Consider the following 22,220-nt stretch of genomic DNA (forward strand, 5'->3'; position numbering starts at 1 on the left):
AAGATTATTCGATCATTATAATTCAGTTTTGTGAATTTTGATAACGACTAATTTTGTCACGAATAGCTATAGTAATAAACTCTTCTATTGTGCTTCCTGTCTCTTTGGCTATTTTATTAATTGATTGGTATTCTTTACTGGACATCGTAACATTTTTTGTAACGCTGCTACTATCTAGATACACGCTATTATTTACACGCTTTACCAATTTCCCTTCTATTAAATACGGCGTGAGGCTCTCAATCCATTCTAGTTGCATACCTATAGGTAACTCAATGAGAGATTGACGTACATTGAAATACCAAAAACCTTCTTCTTCTAAAACTTTTATATTCCTTGGAGATACATACTGTAGTATTAAATCAATTATTTGGAAAGAACTACTACGTAATTGATCAGACTTGGGAAAACGGAATTTAACAAACCTCTGATGATGGCTACGAGGCTGATCAGACAATTCATAATCTGGTTCATATCCTAATTTTTTTGCTTCGTTCAGGGTGAGCTGTCTGTTAAATTCGTCAATTAACATAATCTCTCCACGTTTAGGAATCGAAATAACCCTTGCTATTGTATTTCCCTGGCTGTATTTTTGGAAAAGAACCGTATCATATTTTTGGGAATATGTATAAAGTGCATTTGTCTGATCTAATTGAAGTAAAAGCTCGATTAACTTTTCTTCTTCAATAAACTTTGTTTCACGGTTACGATGTATCTGTAGAGTGGCGGTTAATTTCCCTTCTTCTAACCATTTTTCCAATTGATATGTACTTATATCATATTTTTTACTAGCCTGGTATAAAGTAAGACCTTCTATTTCTCTTTTCTGTTTAATTGCTTCTACATCTGTTCTCCTAAAAAGAAAGCTTCCATCTAATCGCCATGTCTCTTTATTAATTGGAACTAATTGTCCTTGTTGCACAAGGTTATTAACAATAAAACTACTAACCCCTAAATATTCCTTCACTTCTGTTGTATTCATATTGATTTGTTGATTTTCATTCATATCATTTCTCCCTTTTACTTAATTTATATTCTGTATATTAATTACTTCATTTTAATTTCATTTTTAAAATTACATAACTATAATTTATTATATCATAGTTAACATTTAAATAATTTCAGTAAATAACCAAAAACAATTTATAATTTCTAATTAGATTATAATATATATCCAACGAAAAATAACCATAAGTCATTTAAATAATCAAACATATATATAACCATAGAAAATATGCAATTTTCTATAATTGCTGTATAATTTAATTTTAATAAAATTAAATTATACTTTGTAAATAATTTTGAATACACTTCAGTTATAATAATTGATATAAAGGTAATTAATAAGGAGTTGAAGGATAATGAAATTTGAATTGAATACGATTTATAGTGAAATTTCTTTAGAAAATATAGAAAAACAAAAACAAAATTTCACAAACATAATTGCAGTATGGAATCGTGATCATATAGATAAAGCCGAATTTAAAAAGGAAAATAACGAAAGAGAAGATACTTATACATACGAGGGATTTTCAGATGAAGAGATACTATACTACTACTTGAACCGACAAACACATTTTGACCAGGAAAAGCGGATAAAGGCTGCATCCAGGACTCTATACGCACGTGATCTAAGCCAGTTTTATTTTTTCATCAAACAAAGTACAGAATTTCTGCAGCAAGATGTAAAAGATTATAAAGTTGGCCAAGTCTGGAGGAATCTAAGAAAGCGCCATATCCGTAACTATCAAAAATGGATATCCCAGGACGCAATCTCCTATCAATCAAAAGAAAAATACAAGGCATCTACGATTAGTCGGAAGCTTGGTGTAATCCGTTCTTATTTGAAATGGCTATACGAAATCCAATATATCCAAGAGCCTCTTCATGTAGAGATTCTAAGCACGGCGGTGAATAAACAACATAAACCAAAGCGTGAGTTATCATATGAGGAAGTGAAGCAACTGCTAAACTACTACAAGGATAATGAAATCAATTACGCTTTATTATCAGTCCATGCTACTACTGGATTACGTGTAGCAGAAGTAGCACATGCATTGTGGGAAGACATTGAATATGACGCTATACGCGGGCGTTATTATTTAACAGTAGATACAAAGGGTGATAATGAACGGATTGTTTCTATTAATAAAGAGATCTTTAATCGAATTGTTGCATTCCGAGTCCGTAGAAGATTACCTATAGATATAGGCGATAAAAATGGCGGGACCATATTTCAAACCAAGAACCATACTGCTTATAGAGAGAACTATCTATCACAATATATTTCTAAGATCATTAAAGATACAAAGTTACCCTTTACGGAGAATATACGAATTACTCCTCACTTCTTTAGACATTTTTATGTGCAGTATTTATATGACTACAAGGGACTAGCACCTCATGTGATTGCAGCTGCAGTTGGTCATAAAAATGATCGAACGACGAAAGAGAATTATTTGAAACAAAGACTAACGAAAGATAATGATGCTGGAAATCTAATCCTTGAGGATGAATTTTAAACAACTAACTATCTTCCTACCTTATTAAATTCCGATAAAATTGATTTTAATTATATATTTTTTATACAATTAAGATTAGCAATGCTTTTTTATACTTTAGAGGTACTCAAAGAGTGCCTTTTCTTTACGAAGATATCATCATGCAATGTGTAGGGATTTTTCGATGTTTATTATTTTCTACTGCTTCTTTTTATCTTTGATAAATAATTCTTTAAATGTTCATTAACCCTCTTTAAATCTATCTTCTTACTCTCAATAATATCCATAATGTTTGATTTGAACAAAAACTATTGTTTTTTCCTCCGTATCAATTTAAATTGATATATTGCTCTATTTCTACCATTTTCTCCTTTCATAATTTAATGCTCTGTAATACAAATACACATGGTATTTCATTATGTTCTGGATATATTAAGATTTGAACTTTAAAATACGGTATGTGAAATTATTTATCATAAGAACAATCAAAAGCATTATAGAACCACGTCAATAAAAATAAACCCGTTATGGTTTATTTCATATAAAGACCTTTAAATAATCTATAATCAGCTTTTAGAAAATAGAAACATGCTAATTTGACATTGCTTTTTCATAATTTTATCTTAATAGACATGGAATATTTCCCCTAAATAAAAAGGTAACCCGAATAGTGATTTTTTAACTTCTCAACTATCCGGGTTACAGTACAATAGATTGAACTAACTACTTAACTTTTCTACGAGAGAATAAAATTCCACCTAAAACAAGCAAAATCATACCTCCAGCAATTGGAATCATTTCAGTTGCTGTTCCTCCTGTGTTAGGAAGCCATGATGATTTCTCCTGATTATCTTTAGTAGATGGTACTTTTGTATCATCCTTAGGGTTTACAGGATCTTTCGGATCTACTGGGTTTGCAGGATCTTTCGGATCTACTGGGTTTGCAGGATCCTTCGGATCTACTGGGTTTGCAGGATCCTTCGGATCTACTGGGTTTACATCCTTGATTTTTGTATTCGTGATGTTATAACCGTTCACTTCTGATTTATATCTGTCTACCGGTTGTTCTTTCACTTCGTACTTATATGCCTTACCTTCGGCATCATATACCGCTAAATCTTTAAATTCATATTTCCAACCGCTTGCTTTTGTTACTTCTTGCGTTGCGATTACTTGGCCATTTTGTAGTAACTCTACTTTGATCATTTCTGGACGATCTTTTTCGTTATCGTCTTTCCATGTCTTCGTTCCTTCTACTTTTGTTTGGTCTACTGGGTCTACATCCTTGATTTTTGTATTCGTGATGTCATAACCTTTTACTTCGGATTTATATCCATCTACCGGTTGTTCTTTCACTTCATACTTATACGCATTACCTTCCGCATCATATGCCGCTAAATCTTTAAATTCATATTTCCAACCGCTTGCTTTTGTTACTTCTTGCGTTGCGATTACTTGGCCATTTTGTAGTAACTCTACTTTAATCATTTCTGGACGATCTTTTTCGTTATCGTCTTTCCATGTCTTCGTTCCTTCTACTTTTGTTTGGCCTACTTTTGTATTTTTGATGTCATAACTGTTCACTTCAGATTTATATCCGTCTACCGGTTGTTCTTTCACTTCATACTTATACGCATTACCTTCGGCATCATATGCCGCTAAATCCTTAAATGCATATTTCCAATCACTTGCTTTTGTTACTTCTTGCGTTGCGATCACTTGCTTGTTTTGTAGTAAGTCTACTTTAATTGTTTTTGGACGTTCTTTCGAATCTCCGTCCTTCCACGTTTTCGTTCCTTCTACTTTTGTTTGACCTACTTTTGTGTTTGTAATGTCATAACCTTTTACTTCGGATTTATATCCATCTACTGCTTGTTCTTTTACTTCATACTTATACGCATTACCTTCGGCATCATATGCCGCTAAATCCTTAAATGCATATTTCCAATCACTTGCTTTTGTTACTTCTTGCGTTGCGATCACTTGCTTGTTTTGTATTAAGTCTACTTTAATTGTTTTTGGACGTTCTTTCGAATCTCCGTCCTTCCACATTTTCGTTCCTTCTACTTTTGTTTGACCTACTTTTGTGTTCGTGATGTCATAACCTTTTACTTCGGATTTATATCCATCTACTGCTTGTTCTTTTACTTCATACTTATACGCATTACCTTCGGCATCATATGCCGCTAAATCCTTAAATGCATATTTCCAATCACTTGCTTTTGTTACTTCTTGCGTTGCGATCACTTGCTTGTTTTGTAGTAAGTCTACTTTAATTGTTTTTGGACGTTCTTTCGAATCTCCGTCCTTCCACATTTTCGTTCCTTCTACTTTTGTTTGACCTACTTTTGTGTTCGTGATGTCATAACCTTTTACTTCGGATTTATATCCATCTACTGCTTGTTCTTTTACTTCATACTTATACGCATTACCTTCGGCATCATATGCCGCTAAATCCTTAAATGCATATTTCCAATCACTTGCTTTTGTTACTTCTTGCGTTGCGATTACTTGCTTGTTTTGTAGTAAGTCTACTTTAATTGCTTTTGGACGTTCTTTCGAATCCCCGTCCTTCCATTTTTTCGTTCCTTCTACTGTTGTCTGCGCTACTTTTGTATTCGTGATGTCATAACCTTTTACTTCGGATTTATATCCATCTACCGGTTGTTCTTTCACTTCATACTTATACGCATTACCTTCCGCATCATATGCCGCTAAATCTTTAAATTCATATTTCCAATCGCTTGCCGCGTTTACATCTTGCGTTGCGATTACTTTCTTGTTTTGTAGTAAGTCTACTTTAATTGTTTTTGGACGTTCTTTCGAATCTCCGTCCTTCCATTTTTTCGTTCCTTCTACTTTTGTCTGCGCTACTTTTGTATTCGTAATGTCATAACCTTTTACTTCGGATTTATATCCATCCACCGGTTGTTCTTTCACTTCATACTTATACGCATTACCTTCGGCATCATTTTGTGGTAAGTCAGCAAATGTATATTTCCAACCGTTTGCCGCGTTTACGTCTTGCGTTAGAATTACCTTTTCATTTTGTAACAAGTCTACTTTAATCGCTGTTGGACGTTCTTTCGAATCTCCGTCCTTCCACGTTTTCGTTCCTTCTACTTTTGTCTGCGCTACTTTTGTATTCGTGATGTCATAACCTTTTACTTCAGATTTATATCCATCTACCGGTTGTTCTTTCACTTCATACTTATACGCATTACCTTCGGCATCATTTTGTGGTAAGTCAGCAAATGTATATTTCCAACCGTTTGCCGCGTTTACGTCTTGCGTTAGAATTACCTTTTCATTTTGTAACAAGTCTACTTTAATCGCTGTTGGACGATCTTGTTCGTTATCGTCTTTCCATTTTTTTGTTCCCTCTACTGTTGTTGTTATTACTTTACTAAAGTTAGCTTTTGCCGAAGCATCTAATTGTTTTTGAGATGTTATTTTGGCTGCTTTATATACTCCGAGTGGCTGCACACCAGGTTTTGAAGTAGTATATGCTACACTACCCATTATTTCTGTTGTGAACAGCGTAGATAAAGAAAGTTTAATTTCTAAATTTAAAGGAATATTTTCAATATCCTTTTTATCAATAAATATTCGAAACTTTGTACCTGATTGCTCTACTTTTACATACTTTTCAAAGCCTGTAGGGTTTGTTTCAATATTATATTTTGCTTCATTTAATTCAATTTCATCGACAATTCGTCCCTCTGTATCAGTCACCTTCACATCAAAAACAGACTCATAACTGTCTCCCTTTTCAGTCAACTCTGTAGTATCAGGTGACAGAGTAATAGTATATGAATTAATTTTATCTTGAGGTAATACATCATTTGCATGTGTTTGTGCTAAATCATATAAATTTTTCAATTCCTCATTTTGATTTATTATATCAATAACTTCTTGCTTGTTTGAATTGGTAAATCCCCATAGCACAATCTGCGTCATCGCATACTGAATTTTCGGATTTTCTCCTCCTATAATTTCCTTGTTGCTATAATAATTTTGTAAAAGCCATGCGACTCTTGGATCTTTTAAGTGCTCTTTAATCTCAATTCCTGTATTATTATCAGGATAAACCAATCCTTCGTCTAAACAATATAAATCTTCTCCACTAGTCGTTTGTAAGTGAATTAATCGTGACGGGAGCGTCTCTATACCTTTAATTTTCGCCTTAACTTCTGGATCTACAGCCCCACTAGTTCCTCTAGCTTTTAGTAGTTCTTTTTGTACTACCTCAATCTGAGTTGTGCTTTCACCCTCTGCATAAGCTATCGAAAGCAATCCATTACAAAAGATATTTAAAAGAAGAGTAATAGTAGCTATTACTGATATTCGTTTTTTCATTTCGTTCCCCTTTCTCTATTAAGTAACTATTTACATTACTAAATTCCACTAGATGTAAGCTATAAAACTATCAAATCTCAAATATCAATTTTTTTAGTATTTAATTTACCTGTATAAGTTGAATTAAGTATTTTCTTAACCCCTATCTCATTACCAAATTTCCTAAAACACATTATTCCCTAAAAGCCATTAGAAGAATAATTTAAATACTAAAATCCAAAGTGTAAATTTAAATTCTTTTAAGAATCGATTTCTTTTCCTCCCCTTTTTCAAATAATCTATGGTTTGTTAACTAACAATTTGTTAGTTAATTCGAAATAATTCCCTCCTTTATGCTAAGTTATATATAGATATTAAGCATTTCGGCACAAAAAATATGGTGATTTTTTGTCTTTAATAGTATTTTTATGTAATTATATGTAATATTTTAGCGATATTTTTTTAACCTTAATGCAATTAATACTAGTATCCTAGAAAAGTGTGATCATTATAGAGATACAAAGTATCTTCAAATATAAATATTTCGGCCTTTTATTTTCATGCCCTTGTGTAGTTACAGTAGGTAAGAATCCCACCTATAACAATCACAGGATTGAAAGCAGATACTCGTAGACATTTAAATTAATTTACCAATACATAAAAAGACCATCATTTCACTAAAAACAACGTATGTCCTCTACTCAAAATCAAATCATTTAAAACAGCACCCCAATTTGAGTGAGGGTGCTGTTTTAAATGAAAAAAAGATTATTTTATCTGATCGAATGCACTTAAAACTTAGAAAAATTCTATTCATCGAGTACTTAGACCTGTTACAGAAAATAGGATTCGGTTAGGTACCTACTCTCGCCTCTATTCTTCTTACATTTATACTAGCATCAACTTTTATTAAAAAGTCAAACTGCCATAAGTCATTAAAAAAATCAAATTTTTCTTAAAATATTACCATATTCTTTTCTCGAAAACGCTTATTATTTAAGAGTTAATAACTCATTAATTTAGAAAGAGAGCTTCAAACATTCTGTTTGAACGGAAAGAAATACACTTTTTCTTATAAAGTTCTACAAACTTGTGAAAAATTACAAATATACGCGCACAGATTGTTTTCTTTTAGTCCACATATATTTAATTCAATCTAAAGTTTATTTTTATTTAAAAATCATTTACTAAATAAGCTTCATTTTAGGGTTCGAATAAAAATAATTGCAGTTTAAAAAACGTCGTTTCAAAATCAAAAGATTGCTAATTCTGTCGCACTTTCTGTATCAATCTAGGTATTACTTTAGCAACTGTAAGCTACTATTTCGTTTTCTCTAAAATATCGTGATGAAAGTAAAGTATTGGAAATGCATTATTTATTAGTTCACTAGCAGCAATTACAAACATGTAATTTGTAATACGACTTAGATAGGCTACTTTGTATTACCTCGTAAAATTAATAGGCCCAATTTAACACAGTATAAATAATAGGAGAATGGTATGTACTATTATAGAATTTTCAATCCTAAATCTTCTGAATCACAAATAATTTACAACGAAAAGCAATATAACCGGAAGGAGATTACAATCCTATATAAAGAAGCTATGCGATTATCCTTACAAAGGAATATTTCTGTTGTTGAAATAGTGTGTGAAGTTTTTCACTTTGAACAGTTGGAAAATCAGCATTAAATATAAGAGGATACTTTCATAATATGTAAATAAAGGTTTTGAGATAAATATATGAAGAGCACAGTTAAGAATAGGTTCCTAATCAAATCATATTCTATGCAATAATTCCAAACACCTGTCTAGTGAATGCTTTGCAAGTTTTCATAAAGTGTTCCTATAAATTAATCTGTCCGTGTTATCAAATATGCGATTGTAACTTCTGACAATAGAAAAGATTCTAATTCAAATAGTTTGAACTCTAACACAGATCATACGGGTTTCTTAATGAAATGATACTCTTGATCTACGATTTGCATATGAATACAAATCACATTGGATACATTTCTTATGCTAAAAATCTAAAAATTTATCATTTTATCTAATAGGAGGAGGATACCATGAATAATCAAGCCGATATATCACATTTTTGCAATCTAATATATCAAATATTCAAAGTCCCTATTCATTTTTTATCCCCAGACAAAAATATCTTATATAAATTTAGTTCCAATGATATTTGTAACCCTTTTGATTCTTCTATAGAAGAATCATTGAATGAACTTTATCAAAAAAATGACCTCTATAATTTTCCTCTAGTAAAAACCAACAAGTATTTGGAACATTATGTGTTGATTCACATAACAGATCATAAATATGAAGATGGTACTCTTATTATTGGCCCTTCTATGTATCCACAAGTATCTGAAGATATGGTTATTAAGCTTATGGAAGAGTTTAATTCCAGTGCTAGTATACCTGATGGGATTTCCTACTATAATTCCATTCCTGTGATGAAAAAAATCACTTTAATTCAGATAGGAATTTTATTATATTCTCTAATCTCTAAAGAAAAATTAGATGTAAATACTGTTTGGAAAAGGAATAAATCTCTAGAACAAAGATCCTATCCAGCTATCAATCCTGATTTATATATTTCATCACAGCGACAGAATAGTTCGAAATATTACGACATAACATTAGAAAGACAATTTTTCACAGCAATTAAAGAAGGAAATAAACAAAAGTTAATACAGCATGCATATGAATTCCCTCAAGAAAACGCTGCTACTTTATCAAATACGAGTCAGCTTAGAAACCAAAAGAATAACGGTATTATTGCAATTACATTAGCTACCCGGTATGCGATAGATGGTAATCTTCCATCAGAAATCGCTTTTTCACTTAGTGAGCTATATATACAAGCTCTCGAACAATTAGACAATATGTATTCAATAAATCGAGTAATCGAAGATGCTTTATGCACTTTTGCTGATCATGTTAAAGAATATAATTCTAAAAAGTATTCAAATATGATTACTTTATGCCTAGATTATATTAATAGAAACATTTATCGTGAAGTTTCTCTCAAGGATCTCGCTAAACTTTTGGATATTACCCCTACTTATTTATCTAGATTATTTAAAAAAGAAGTAGAAATTTCTTTCAGTGAATATATTCAGAGAGAACGAATTGAAGAAGCAAAAAAACTATTACTATTAACTTCTTATCCATTATCAGATATTTGTGCTTGGCTTAACTTTAATGATCAAAGTTACTTCACAAGAGTGTTCAAAAAATTCACCAGCATGACTCCTAAACAATATCGTGAACAACATACCGTAATATAAGTTGATTTTGGTGCCAAAACTTTGAAGTATATGAAAATGGTCTATCAAACTTGGACATACTGATAGTGCTACTCTATAAAAGGTGTGTGATCAGTATGGAAGAGGATAATTTGTTTAAATGGAAGCATTACCCGCCTGAACTAATCTTATTAACAGTAAGGTGGTACCTACGGTACAATTTGAGCTTCCTTAACCTGGTGGAAATGATGGAGGAAAGAGGATTATCAATGGCTCACACAACCATTATACGTTGGGTTCATCAATATGGACCTCAATTAGAAGAGAAAGTACGACATCATCTTAAATTAACAAATGATTCGTAGAGAGTTGATGAAACCTATATTTAAGTAAAAGGGCAATGGGTGTACTTATATCGTGCAGTTGATTCAGAGGGTAATACAATTGATTTTTTATCTAAGTAAATCAAGAGATAAACAAGCAGCCAAGCGCTTTTTCAAGAAAGCCTTGGCTTTTTCGTATGTTTCTAAACCTCGTGTGATAACAGTAGATAAGAACCCTACCTACCCTGTAGCGATTCAAGCGTTGAAAGAAGAGAAACATATGCCCCAAGGCATAAAGATAAGGCAAGTTAGATATCTCAATAATATAGTGGAACAAGATCATCGTTTTATTAAGAAACGCGTGCGTCCTATGTTGGGGGTTTAAATCATTTAAAACTGCAACTTCTATATTGAGTGGCGTGGAAGCCATGCATATGATTAAAAGAGAACAGATTGATTTACCGGATCAGTCTGTCCAAAATCAGAAAGAGTTCATCCATCAATTGTTTGGGCTAACAGCATAAAATACAATTCCGCTAGAAATATATGCGCTATATTCTTGTCTACTTTATCTTTGCACTAGAACCGAAAAAATATATTGCTAACCCAAAAGTCATATGATAGAATAAAGGAAAGCTTATACAGAACGGATTGTAACTGTTAAAACAGGCAAAACCGATTACCTCAGAAAGTAGGTAGGGTTTTGCCTGTTTCTATTGTTGGAGGTGATAAAGTGAAAATAGCAAAAATATTAAATAATAATGCGATTATTTCTATAAAAGACAAACAAGAAATCATTATCATCGGGCGTGGGATTGGGTTTAAAAAACATGTTGGAGATCAGATTGTCGAGGAACAAATCGATAAAATTTTCACTTTGGAAAACCAAGATATTATGAAAAAGTTTAAAACATTAATTTCTGATATGCCAATTGAATATATGGAAATATCTGAAAAGATAATTGCGTATGCAAAAATGAAATTGGGAAAGAAGTTAAATGACAGCATTTACATTCATTTAACGGACCATATCCATTTTGCAATTCAACGATATAAAAATAATTTACCCATTAAAAATGGATTACTATGGGAGACTAGGCAATTATATCAAGATGAATATGAGATTGGATTAGAAGCATTAAATATGATATGTGATCAATTTGGTGTGATTTTACCAGAAGATGAAGCAGGGTTCTTAGCCCTTCATATTGTTAATGCTGAATTAAATGAAGAGATGCCAGTTGTAAAAAATATGACTAAGGTTATGCAAGAAGTTCTAACGATAGTTAAGTATCATTTTAAAGTTGATTTTAACGAGAAATCTTTAATATTCTATCGTTTTATTACACATCTAAAGTTTTTCGCACAACGTTTAGTCAAGGGCAATCATTACAACAGTGTACCAGATGATGACTTGCGTAATGTAATAAAGTTAAAATACCCAGAGGCATATAATTGTTCAAAGAAAGTTAAGAGATTTATTGAGAATTCTTACACTTATGAATTAACGGATGAAGAAATGATTTATTTAACGATTCATATTGAAAGAGTAGTTCAAAAAAAATAATATAAAGAATTTGTTAGGGTTGTAACTGGCAAGTAGGCAAAACCTAAGCTCATCATGTAAACAAACATTCTATTATTGTTTGTTTACATGATGAACTTAGGTTTTTTAGCGTTTAAAAGGTGGGGAATATTATGTGAATTATATTCAATTAAGAAGTAGGTTAGGATGGTAACTGCTAAATCAGAAAAAATGTTTAATTCGTAATTATTATAAATTAGTTTAAATGGAGGACCACTTATGGATTTCAAAAAAATAGCAGTTGAAATTTTGGAGAAAGTTGGCGGAGTTAAAAATGTAGGTTATGTAACTCATTGTGCTACACGACTTAGATTTAATCTTAAGGATTCTTCAAAAGTAAATAAGGATGAGGTCAAACAGATTAAAGGAGTTTTTGGAGCTGTTGAAAATGGAGGACAGTTTCAAGTAATAGTAGGAAATGATGTTTCTAACGTTTATAAGGAGTTAATGACGCTTGGTAATTTTCAAAACGGTTCGGCAACAGATAATAAAAATAAACCAAAAGGGACTTCAGCAATTTTTGATGTTGTAGCTGGGATTTTTGTCCCACTAATACCTGCTATTGCTGGTTGCGGTCTATTAAAGGCTTTCTTATCACTTTTCATAGCAATAGGAATTATGTCTACCGATTCACAAACTTACTATGTTTTTAGTTTTGTAGCTGATACAGCATTTTACTTCTTGCCAATATTAATAGCATATACAGCGGCAATTAAGTTTAAATGTTCACCGTATCTAGCAATGATATTTGGAGGGATTTTATTACATCCGAATTTTTCAGCCTTAGTAAGTGCTGGTAAGCCAGTTGAATTTTTAGGATTACCTCTAACATTAGCTAAGTATGGATCAACAGTTGTGCCTATTATTTTAATAGTTTGGGCAATGGCATATGTACAAAGATTTTTTGAAAGATTTGTTCCAAAAACAATTAAATTAATATTCGTCCCACTATTTACTATAGTAGTTATGACACCAATTGCGTTGATATTCATTGGACCTTTAGGGAATGTAGTTGGAGAAGTTTTAGCAAGTGGAATTTTATTTTTAGATAGTAAAGCTTCATGGGTATTACCATTAATAATGGGAGCATTTACTCCACTATTAATAATGACAGGAATGCACTATAGTTTATATCCAGCATTATTTGCTCAATTAGCATCACAAGGATATCAAACTATTATACCAGGTATGCTTGTATCTAATGTTGCTCAAGGCGCTGCAGCAATTTGCGTAGGAATCAAATCAAAGAATAGTGAATTAAAACAATTAGGTACATCAACAGGTATTACGGCATTATTAGGAATTACAGAGCCAGCATTATATGGTGTAACTATGAAATTGAAAAAACCACTTTACGCTGTAATGATCGGAGGAGCTAGTGGTGGTTTATATGCTGGCTTAACAGCTGTTAAGTCTTATACACCTAATGGGGGGGGACTTCCACAGTTAGCGGTATATATAGGTCCTGAAATGTCAAATATAGTTAATATAATAATCGCAGTTTGTATATCTTTTGTTGTTACATTTGTTGTTACTTGGATATTAGGATTTGAAGATCCAGTTAATGAAGATGAAGTACAAGAAATTATCGGAGAAAATAAAGAAGAAAAAACAAGACTTATGAATAAAGTTAATATATCAAGCCCATTATTTGGTGAAGTTAGACCTTTATCACAAGTAAATGATGAAAGTTTTGCTAGCGAAATTCTAGGAAAAGGAATTGCTATTGAGCCAGTAGAAGGTAAAGTAGTTTCACCTGTAAATGGAAAAATAACAACTATATTCAGAACTAAACATGCTATAGGAATAACTTCAGAAGATGGAGTTGAGATATTAATTCACATTGGATTAGATACAGTTAAGTTAGGTGGAGAACATTTTACTGCCTATGTTAAAGATGGAGATTCTATTAGTATGGGTGATTTAATAGTAGAATTTGATTTAGAAAAAATAAAATCTAAGGGCTATGATGTTATCACACCAATAGTAATTACTAATACGGATAATTATTTGGATGTGTTACCAGTTGATAATAAAAGTGTTGAATATGGAAAAACAATACTAACAATATTATAGCTAAAAGTGATCGTATTCAAAGATTTTTTTTACTAGGGTTATGTTATAACGACCATATTGACTTTATAAAATCTTAAGTATTTAATAGATTAATTTCCAAGGAGGTATATATATGAATAATAATATGAATAGATTTCCAAAAGAATTTTTGTGGGGTGGAGCTGTAGCGGCCAATCAATGCGAGGGAGCTTGGAATGTTGGAGGAAAAGGTATAAGCGTTGCTGATGTAGGAACAGCAGGAACTTTAAACGTCGCGCGTGAGTATACTGAAGATGTAATAGAGGGTAAATATTATCCATCACATGAAGCTATAGATTTTTATCATAGATATAAAGAAGATATAGCATTATTTGCGGAAATGGGATTTAAGTGTTTTAGAACTTCAATAGCATGGAGTAGAATATTTCCTAATGGAGATGAGAATGAGCCGAATAAAGAGGGGTTAAAGTATTACGATGATTTATTCAGTGAATGTTTAAAATACGGAATAGAACCAGTTGTTACCATATCGCACTATGAAATGCCTTATGCATTAGTTGATAAATACGGTGGGTGGAGAGATAGAAGAGTAGTAGAATTTTATGTTAATTACTGTAAAGTCATATTTAATAGATATAAGGATAAAGTTAAGCACTGGATGACTTTTAATGAGATTAATGCAGTTATATGCCACCCATTTAGACCAGCAGGACTTAGAATAAAAGAATATGAAAATGAAGAACAAGTTATGTATCAAGCAGCCCACCATCAGCTAGTAGCTAGTGCTAAGGCTGTGATTGTTGGAAAGGAAATTAATCCAGAATTTAAAATTGGTTGTATGATAGTATATCCTTTAGCATATGCTGAAACTTCTAATCCTGAGGATATTTTTACTGTGAATCAATTTTTGAATAAACATTATTTCTTTAGTGATGTTCAAGCAAAAGGGTATTATCCGAATAGTATGAAAGCGTACTTGGATAATAATGATATTGAAATAGTTATGGAAGACGATGATGAGGAAATTTTAAGAAATGGAACTGTAGATTTTATCGGATTTAGCTATTACACTAGTGTACTTTTAAGTGTAAATAATGATGGTAAGAAAATTACAGGAGCCAATATTATTAAGGGATTAAAGAATCCTTACCTAAAAGCTTCAGAGTGGGGTTGGCAAAGTGATCCAATTGGATTCAGAATAACACTAAATAATCTTTATGATAGATATAACTTACCATTATTCTGTGTTGAAAATGGACTTGGTGCAGTTGATACCATTGAAGAAGATGGTTCTATTAATGACGATTATAGAATTGAATATTTAAGACAGCACATTAGTGAAATGAAAAAAGCAATTACTCTTGATGGGGTTGAAATGATTGGATATACCACATGGGGATGTATAGATATAATTAGTAATGGAACCGGAGAGATGAAAAAACGTTATGGATTCATCTATGTTGATAAAGATAATGAGGGAAATGGAACATTAGAAAGAAGTAAAAAGAAAAGTTTTTATTGGTATAAAAATGTTATCTCTTCAAATGGAGAGGAACTATAAAAAATGTAAAAGTTAAAATTTATTTTTAGTAGTCTTTAGCTATTTTTATATAAAGTGATCCTATCCAAAGAATGTTTTTTACTAGGGTCATATAATGTCGACAATATTGTCTTAATAAACTCTTAAGTAAGTAACAGATTTTAAGGAGGTAAAATATGAATAATAATTTCAATAGTTTTCCAAAAGGATTTTTATGGGGTGGTGCTACTGCTGCAAATCAATTCGAAGGTGGCTACAGAGAGAGGGGGAAAGGCTTAAGTACAGCAGATATGCTAACAAGTGGAAATTATAATTCTGCTAGAAGAATAACTACTGAAATAGAAGAGGGTACATATTATCCAAGTCATGAAGGTATTGATTTTTACCATAGATATAAAGAAGATATAGCTCTTTTTGCAGAAATGGGGTTCAAAACGTTTAGAATGTCTATAAACTGGACAAGAATTTTCCCTAATGGGGATGATTTAGAACCTAACGAGGAAGGGTTAAAGTTCTATGAAAATGTGTTTAATGAATTAAAGAAATATAACATTGAACCATTAGTAACAATTTCTCATTATGAAACACCATATGGTTTAACAAAGAAATTCAATGGTTGGTTAGGTAGAGAAGTTATAGATTGTTATTTAAGATATTGTGAAACAATTTTCACAAGATATAAAGACGTAGTTAAGTATTGGTTAACATTCAATGAGATTAACATATTAACACATGGACCAGCAGCAGCCTTTGTAGGTGCTGGATTATCATTCCAAGAAGTTAAAGAAGTAAAGTTTAGTGGGTTTGAAGATAATCATGCACAGGAATGTTTTCAAGCTTTACACCACCAATTTGTTGCTAGTGCAAAAGCTGTTCAGTTAGGTCATTCAATTAATAAAGACTTTAAAATTGGTTGTATGGTAGCTAATGTTACTCAATATGCATATACTTGTAGTCCCGAAGACATATTATTGGCACAACAAAAGGAAGAGTTTAATAATTTTTTATGTGCAGATGTACAAGTGAGAGGAAAGTATTCAGGATTTGCTAAACGTTACTTTAGAGAAAATAATATAGAGATTAAAATGGAAGGAGGAGATTTAGAAATACTAAAAAATGGATGTGTTGACTTCTATACATTTAGCTATTATTCATCAAGTTGCGTAAGTGAAAATCCAGATGCAGAAACTACTAGTGGTAATTTATCAAGGGGAATAAAAAATCCTTATTTAGAATCAAGTGAGTGGGGATGGCAAATTGATCCTAAGGGATTAAGAATAACATTAAATAAGCTTTACAACAGATATCAAATTCCACTGATGATTGTTGAAAATGGATTAGGTGCTGTTGATACTCTTGAAGCTGACGGAACAATCAATGATGATTATAGAATTAATTACTTAAAAGTTCATATTGAACAAATGAAGGAAGCTATTGCTGATGGCGTTGAATTATGGGGTTATACTCCATGGGGATGTATTGACCTTTTAAGTGCAGGTACTGGAGAAATGAAGAAACGTTATGGATTTATCTATGTTGATAAGGATAATGATGGAAATGGTACATTAGAAAGAAGTAGAAAGAAAAGTTTCTATTGGTATAAAAATGTTATTTCTTCAAATGGAGAGGAACTATAAATATTCAGATTTTAAAATTTAAAAGTTGAATATTACTTTTATTAATCTTTAGCTATTTAGAATAATTAGTTTTGTTTTTTTGTGATGTAGCAACATCTGTGGAACATCCTTTTAATCTTCTCCTAACCGTTTATTTGATCCAATCTAGGGAGTTACTTCAGCGGAATTTAGGCATTTAAACCTTAATAAATACCTAAAAATATTAGCTAGCTCTCTTTAATGGAATATAAGATAACTAAAATTCTTAAACATCTTTATTTTAAATGCAACGATTTGATTTGCAATTAAAAAATGTACTATTTGTTAATCCGATAGTTATTCTCTCTATACTTATATAGTTAAGTATTTTTAACGGGATTAGAGCTTCCAAATTTACGTGGAAGCTCTTTTGGTATTTAGAATTATTAAAACAACTAGTAAACCGATGATTACTACGATACTTATTGGTAATCAATAGCCAGTAACAAATTCTATAGCGGTTTGTCCTAATGTAACAAAAGCACTTGGGAAAACTGCTACCGATAAAGTAATAAGAAGACTAATCCACCATGCCTGTTTTTGAAGCCAAGATAGCATCTAAAAAGGTTCTGGTGCAAAAACTTTGAAGTAGATGAAAATGTCTATCAAACTTGGAAATACTGATAGTACTACTCTATAAAAGGTGTGTGATCAGTATGGAAAAGGAGAATTTATTTAAGTGGAAACATTATCAACCAGACATCATCTTGTTAACTGTACGTTGGTACCTACGGTACAACTTAAGCTTTCGTGATTTGGTGGAAATGATGGAGGAACGAGGGTTATTCCTGGCTCATACAACTATTATGCGATGGGTACATCAATATGGACCGGAGTTTGATAAACGAATTCGACGTCATCTCAAATAAACGAATAACTCATGGAGAGTGGACGAAACATATATAAAAGTAAAAGGACAATGGATGTATTTATATCGTGCTGTTGATTCTGAAGGAAACACGATTGGCTTTTATTTGAGTAAATCTAGAAATCATAAGGCTGCAGAGCGATTCTTCAACAAAGCCTTGCGGTCTATTCATGTCTCAAAACCTCGTATCATCACGGTTGATAAGAACCCTGCTCATCCAATTGCTATCGAACAGTTGAAGAAAGAAAACAGGATACCAATAGGCACCAAAATCCGAAGGATAAAATATTTAAATCATACAAAACATCAGCCTCTATATTGAGTGGTGTTGAAGCCATGCATATGGTCAAAAAAGAACAAATTGATTTGCAGGACCAGTCCGTCCAAAATCAGAATATTTTTATCAATCAGCTGTTTGGATTAACTGCTTAACAGGTGATTCCGTTAGGAATCCTTGATTCTTTTTTATTTATCATCTTTTTGCACCAGAACCCGATCATGCTCATACTCCACTTGTATCAGAAGAGTTATTTCAAAAAGCCAATATGGCTCATAGCAAACGTTGGAGACCACCAACAATAAAAACAAAAAAACTTTCCAATCCATTGGCAGGCATCTTATTATGCGAACTATGTGGTCATTCCATGCTTTATCAACCCCGGAAAGATCGCCCCAATCCTCAACAAGTGCGTTGTGTACAACCATCGTGTAAAGGAGTCCAAAAAGGGGCTTCTTTGGCACTTGTTGAACAGCACATACTGGATGGATTAAAACAAATTAACGATTTACAAAAGCAAAAAAATAGACTCCATGATTTATTGGAGAAGGGCGTATACGATATTGAGACTTTTTTAGAACGACAAAAATCTATTATAATACGTTTAAAAACTACCCAAGAAGAAATTGAAGAAATTGAACAACTTGAGCATGAAATTAAGCATGTATTAGAAAAAGAAAAACATATACATGAGTTTGTTCCCAAAATTAAAAATGTATTAGAATCATACTATGCGACTGAAGATATAGAAAAGAAAAACCGCCTTCTTAAGTCAGTGCTTGAAAAGGTAACATATTTAAGAAAAAAAAGCTGGCAAAGAAAAGATGAATTTGTCGTGGAATTACATACTAAAATATAAACATAAAACTCATCTCTATATAACAGCATCACTAAAAATACCCATTAATGAAGAAAGAAGATAACTACATACAGGTATCTTCTTTTCTCTATTTATATTGATTTCGTTTTTATTACCTAATCATCATTATTTCTCCAAGCAAAAAATGAATTGAATTTTCATTTTGGAATCCTGCCCCATTGCCATTAGGCTAAAAAGAACGAGTTAACCCAAAACAATAAAAACAAGCAAAATGCACAAATTTTTTGTTATAGGGGTATTATAAGATCTTAACTTGATGGGCATGCATCAAGTTAAGATCTTGAGGCACTCTATATTTACCAGACAGGTCTAAACTTCAATGGTAAATTACCTTCATTTGCTTCATAAACTAATTTTGTTAAATCTTCCTTGAGCATTTGCATTCGTTCAGCACCTATGTTTTCAATCCAACGTTGCTCAATCTCAGTTAGTATCTTCTCTTTTGCTTGCACTACTAACCAACCTCGTTCAGTCAAAACAATAATTTTCCCTCTCTTATCAGTGGGATGAGTTTTACGCATTACATAACCACTTTTTTCAAGAAAACCCACCATTTTACTTACAGCTTGCTTTGTAATTCCTAAATATTCAGCTAGTTCAATACCTGTTGCTCCATTAGGAGTGATGTATTTAAACATAAAACCATGTATAGGTCTAATATCTCCGAATCCCAATTCACTCAATCTGTCATGTAGTTCATTAATCGATGTACTAAAGGATAATGACAAAAGTGATGTAAGATCTAATTCACTAAATACTTGATGATTCATACATAAAACCTCCTCCAATAAAGTCAATTCAGTTGACTTTATTGGATTCCATTGTACTACAAACAACATAATCAATCAAATTCACTATGTTGTTTTTGTTATAAAAGAAATATGGCCCACTTAAAGCAACACATTATTTTTAAACTGGAAATAATAAGACTCTCAATAAGTTTGTTTCCTTTACTTCCATAACTTTTAGCCTTTTCTCCATTCTGCAATTCTAAACTTTTAACATAATAAGTACACATATATACAAACAAAAACACTCCCATCAATCTAAAAAAAACGGATACTCATAGAAATGAACATACATTTCAACTTAAATGAATATAACATTCATGAAATTAAACTACTATAGAAACTAAAAGAACGTTCTCTATGTCTTATACAATAAAATTTCTTTTATAAACAGTAATAGAACTCAAATATTCAAAAATTTAACAGCTGTATTACAAAAGGTAACCTTTAGTAAGTTGGATTGTTTTATGTAACCGCAATATCCTTAAGGTAATTGTACGTTAAGAAATATTTACTCACATAAAAGCTCATTAAAATTACATATTAATAAGAAATAACATGATGAAAATATCGATTTTTTCAAAAAAATTTCCTCATTACAAAAATATACAGGTTACTTTAAATATCCAATTAATTATAATTTCCTACTAAAATAAAGGAATTATTTTATTTATTTGATATAATTTATGTGATTACAATAAATGCACAGAGAATAAAAGATTACAAATCATCTATACGGAGGTATGAGAAATGGATGAACAACGAGACATAGGGCCTAAAATAGAAAAAAGCTTTGAATTAATAGGAAAAAGATGGACAGGATTAATTATTTATGTACTAATGAGTGGTCCTAAACGTTTTAGTGAAATTCATTCAATGATTCCAGATTTAAGTAAACGTATGCTTACAGAAAGAATGAAAGAGCTTGAGGATAACGATATGGTAGTGCGACACGTGATTGCGGAACGCCCTGTACGAATAGAGTATTTACTAACAAAAAAAGGAACAGAATTAGGAAAAATTCTTGGACCAATTAGTCAATGGGCCGAAAGTTGGATAAAAGAGTAATTAAAAAGGTCCTCTCAAATACATAAATCAAATACATACTAAGAAAAGATGAAGTGCAATTTCCTAAAAAATATAGTCACTCAATTCAATAAGTAGACAATTCATATTAAAAAAATTACACTGTTTCATACTAAAGTAATAACTGATCTCATCTTAGAAAGGCAGGAAGAAACAAATGGCAAATCTTCTTTATATTACAGCGCATCCACTTGACGATACTGAATCATACAGTTTGACAGTTGGAAAAGAATTTATTAAATCCTATAAAGAATTAAACCCCCATGATGAAGTTGTTCATCTTGATTTATACAAAGCAGATATTCCATATCTTGATGCTGATGTATTTAGTGGGTGGAAGAAACTTAGATCTGGCATTCCTTTACATGAATTAACACTTATTGAAATATCAAAAGTAGGACGTCTAGCTGAATTAGGCGGACAATTTGTATTAGCTGACAAGTATGTATTCGTCACTCCAATGTGGAATTTCTCTATTCCAGCCATTTTAAAAACATATCTTGACGCCGTGGCTGTATCAGGAAAAACATTTAAGTATACAAAAGAAGGAGCAGTAGGATTATTAACAGGTAAAAAAGCATTGCACATTCAAGCACGTGGCGATATTTATTCTGAAGGACCAGAAGCACATAGAGAGATGGGGCATCGGTATTTAGAGGTTATGATGGAATTCTTTGGAACCTCTTTCTTTGAAGGAATATTTGTCGAAGGACATAACAAATTTCCAGGACAGGCTGAAGAAATTAAGGAAAAAGCTATTATTAGAGCTAAAGAAGTTGCTAAATATTTTTAAATATTTCAATCTAAAAACTCTCCTAGGCTTTTCTTAACTTACCTTATATCTAATTCATCCCACAATATTATCTCGCTCTATAGTATTTTGTACATCAACTTAATCCACTAAAATAATTTTCAGTCGTTTACTCAGATTATTTTAGGACTATAATTATAGCCCTTATAGTGGACACTAAAAAGATGGCTCCGGTAGAATGGTCTTACCCCAGTCAAGTAGACAGTAATAGATTAGGTGTCTTTTCATTAAGCAGCCTTAGTTCCAAATTCAATAG

At 31.8% G+C, this 22,220-nt stretch carries 12 protein-coding genes and 3 pseudogenes; 11 read left to right on the forward strand and 4 right to left on the reverse strand.

Annotated features, from left to right (window positions below; genetic code table 11):
* Window positions 1-22: 22 nt before the first annotated feature.
* On the reverse strand, window positions 23-1,006 hold the full coding sequence (locus SB773_RS25275; RefSeq protein ID WP_410592863.1) for a DNA-binding protein: 984 nt from the start codon (window positions 1,004-1,006) through the stop codon (window positions 23-25).
* A gap of 355 nt (window positions 1,007-1,361) precedes the next feature.
* Here SB773_RS25275 and SB773_RS25280 point away from each other — a divergent pair, with 355 nt between their 5' ends.
* Window positions 1,362-2,522 (forward strand): tyrosine-type recombinase/integrase, encoded by a 1,161-nt coding sequence (locus SB773_RS25280; RefSeq protein ID WP_410592865.1) that lies wholly within the window; start codon window positions 1,362-1,364, stop codon window positions 2,520-2,522.
* A 702-nt stretch (window positions 2,523-3,224) separates the two neighbouring features.
* Here SB773_RS25280 and SB773_RS25285 read toward each other — a convergent pair.
* Window positions 3,225-6,860, reverse strand: coding sequence for a Cna B-type domain-containing protein (locus SB773_RS25285; protein ID WP_410592867.1), 3,636 nt, complete (start codon window positions 6,858-6,860; stop codon window positions 3,225-3,227).
* Window positions 6,861-8,908: 2,048 nt separating this feature from the next.
* Between SB773_RS25285 and SB773_RS25290 the strand changes: the two genes are divergently transcribed.
* From SB773_RS25290 to SB773_RS25315, 6 genes and pseudogenes are all read left to right on the forward strand, one after another.
* Complete coding sequence (locus tag SB773_RS25290) at window positions 8,909-10,138, forward strand: AraC family transcriptional regulator (RefSeq protein WP_410592869.1); 1,230 nt, start codon at window positions 8,909-8,911, stop codon at window positions 10,136-10,138.
* A gap of 95 nt (window positions 10,139-10,233) precedes the next feature.
* Window positions 10,234-10,943: pseudogene (locus SB773_RS25295) on the forward strand (IS6 family transposase).
* Between the two features lie 209 nt (window positions 10,944-11,152).
* On the forward strand, window positions 11,153-11,986 hold the full coding sequence (gene licT / locus SB773_RS25300; protein ID WP_410592884.1) for a BglG family transcription antiterminator LicT: 834 nt from the start codon (window positions 11,153-11,155) through the stop codon (window positions 11,984-11,986).
* 237 nt (window positions 11,987-12,223) lie between these two features.
* Window positions 12,224-14,080 carry a beta-glucoside-specific PTS transporter subunit IIABC gene (locus SB773_RS25305; protein ID WP_410592871.1) on the forward strand — a complete coding sequence of 619 codons (1,857 nt, stop codon included), beginning with the start codon at window positions 12,224-12,226 and terminating at the stop codon, window positions 14,078-14,080.
* A gap of 112 nt (window positions 14,081-14,192) precedes the next feature.
* On the forward strand, window positions 14,193-15,620 hold the full coding sequence (locus tag SB773_RS25310) for a 6-phospho-beta-glucosidase (RefSeq protein WP_410592873.1): 1,428 nt from the start codon (window positions 14,193-14,195) through the stop codon (window positions 15,618-15,620).
* Window positions 15,621-15,775: 155 nt separating this feature from the next.
* On the forward strand, window positions 15,776-17,236 hold the full coding sequence (locus SB773_RS25315) for a glycoside hydrolase family 1 protein (RefSeq protein WP_410592875.1): 1,461 nt from the start codon (window positions 15,776-15,778) through the stop codon (window positions 17,234-17,236).
* A gap of 450 nt (window positions 17,237-17,686) precedes the next feature.
* Here the strand turns inward: SB773_RS25315 and SB773_RS25320 are convergent, their stop codons facing one another.
* Complete coding sequence (locus SB773_RS25320) at window positions 17,687-17,812, reverse strand: hypothetical protein (protein ID WP_410592877.1); 126 nt, start codon at window positions 17,810-17,812, stop codon at window positions 17,687-17,689.
* A 98-nt stretch (window positions 17,813-17,910) separates the two neighbouring features.
* On the opposite strand from SB773_RS25320, the pseudogene SB773_RS25325 reads away from it, so the two are divergent.
* Together SB773_RS25325 and SB773_RS25330 are read left to right on the forward strand one after the other, a co-directional pair.
* A pseudogene (locus tag SB773_RS25325) lies at window positions 17,911-18,554 on the forward strand (IS6 family transposase).
* Between the two features lie 62 nt (window positions 18,555-18,616).
* Window positions 18,617-19,258 (forward strand): annotated as a pseudogene (locus SB773_RS25330) (recombinase family protein); the annotation flags it as partial.
* 317 nt (window positions 19,259-19,575) lie between these two features.
* Here the strand turns inward: SB773_RS25330 and SB773_RS25335 are convergent.
* Window positions 19,576-20,049: a MarR family winged helix-turn-helix transcriptional regulator gene (locus tag SB773_RS25335; RefSeq protein ID WP_410592879.1), complete on the reverse strand. Its 474-nt coding sequence runs from the start codon at window positions 20,047-20,049 to the stop codon at window positions 19,576-19,578.
* A gap of 768 nt (window positions 20,050-20,817) precedes the next feature.
* Between SB773_RS25335 and SB773_RS25340 the strand changes: the two genes are divergently transcribed.
* Both SB773_RS25340 and SB773_RS25345 read left to right on the forward strand, forming a co-directional pair.
* A complete protein-coding gene (locus SB773_RS25340; RefSeq protein ID WP_002114595.1) occupies window positions 20,818-21,135 on the forward strand; it encodes a winged helix-turn-helix transcriptional regulator in 318 nt (105 codons plus the stop codon).
* 175 nt (window positions 21,136-21,310) lie between these two features.
* Window positions 21,311-21,946 (forward strand): FMN-dependent NADH-azoreductase, encoded by a 636-nt coding sequence (locus tag SB773_RS25345; protein ID WP_410592882.1) that lies wholly within the window; start codon window positions 21,311-21,313, stop codon window positions 21,944-21,946.
* Window positions 21,947-22,220: the final 274 nt, after the last annotated feature.

Source organism: Bacillus sp. SIMBA_074 (assembly GCF_046534555.1).
Classification (GTDB): domain Bacteria; phylum Bacillota; class Bacilli; order Bacillales; family Bacillaceae_G; genus Bacillus_A; species Bacillus_A mycoides.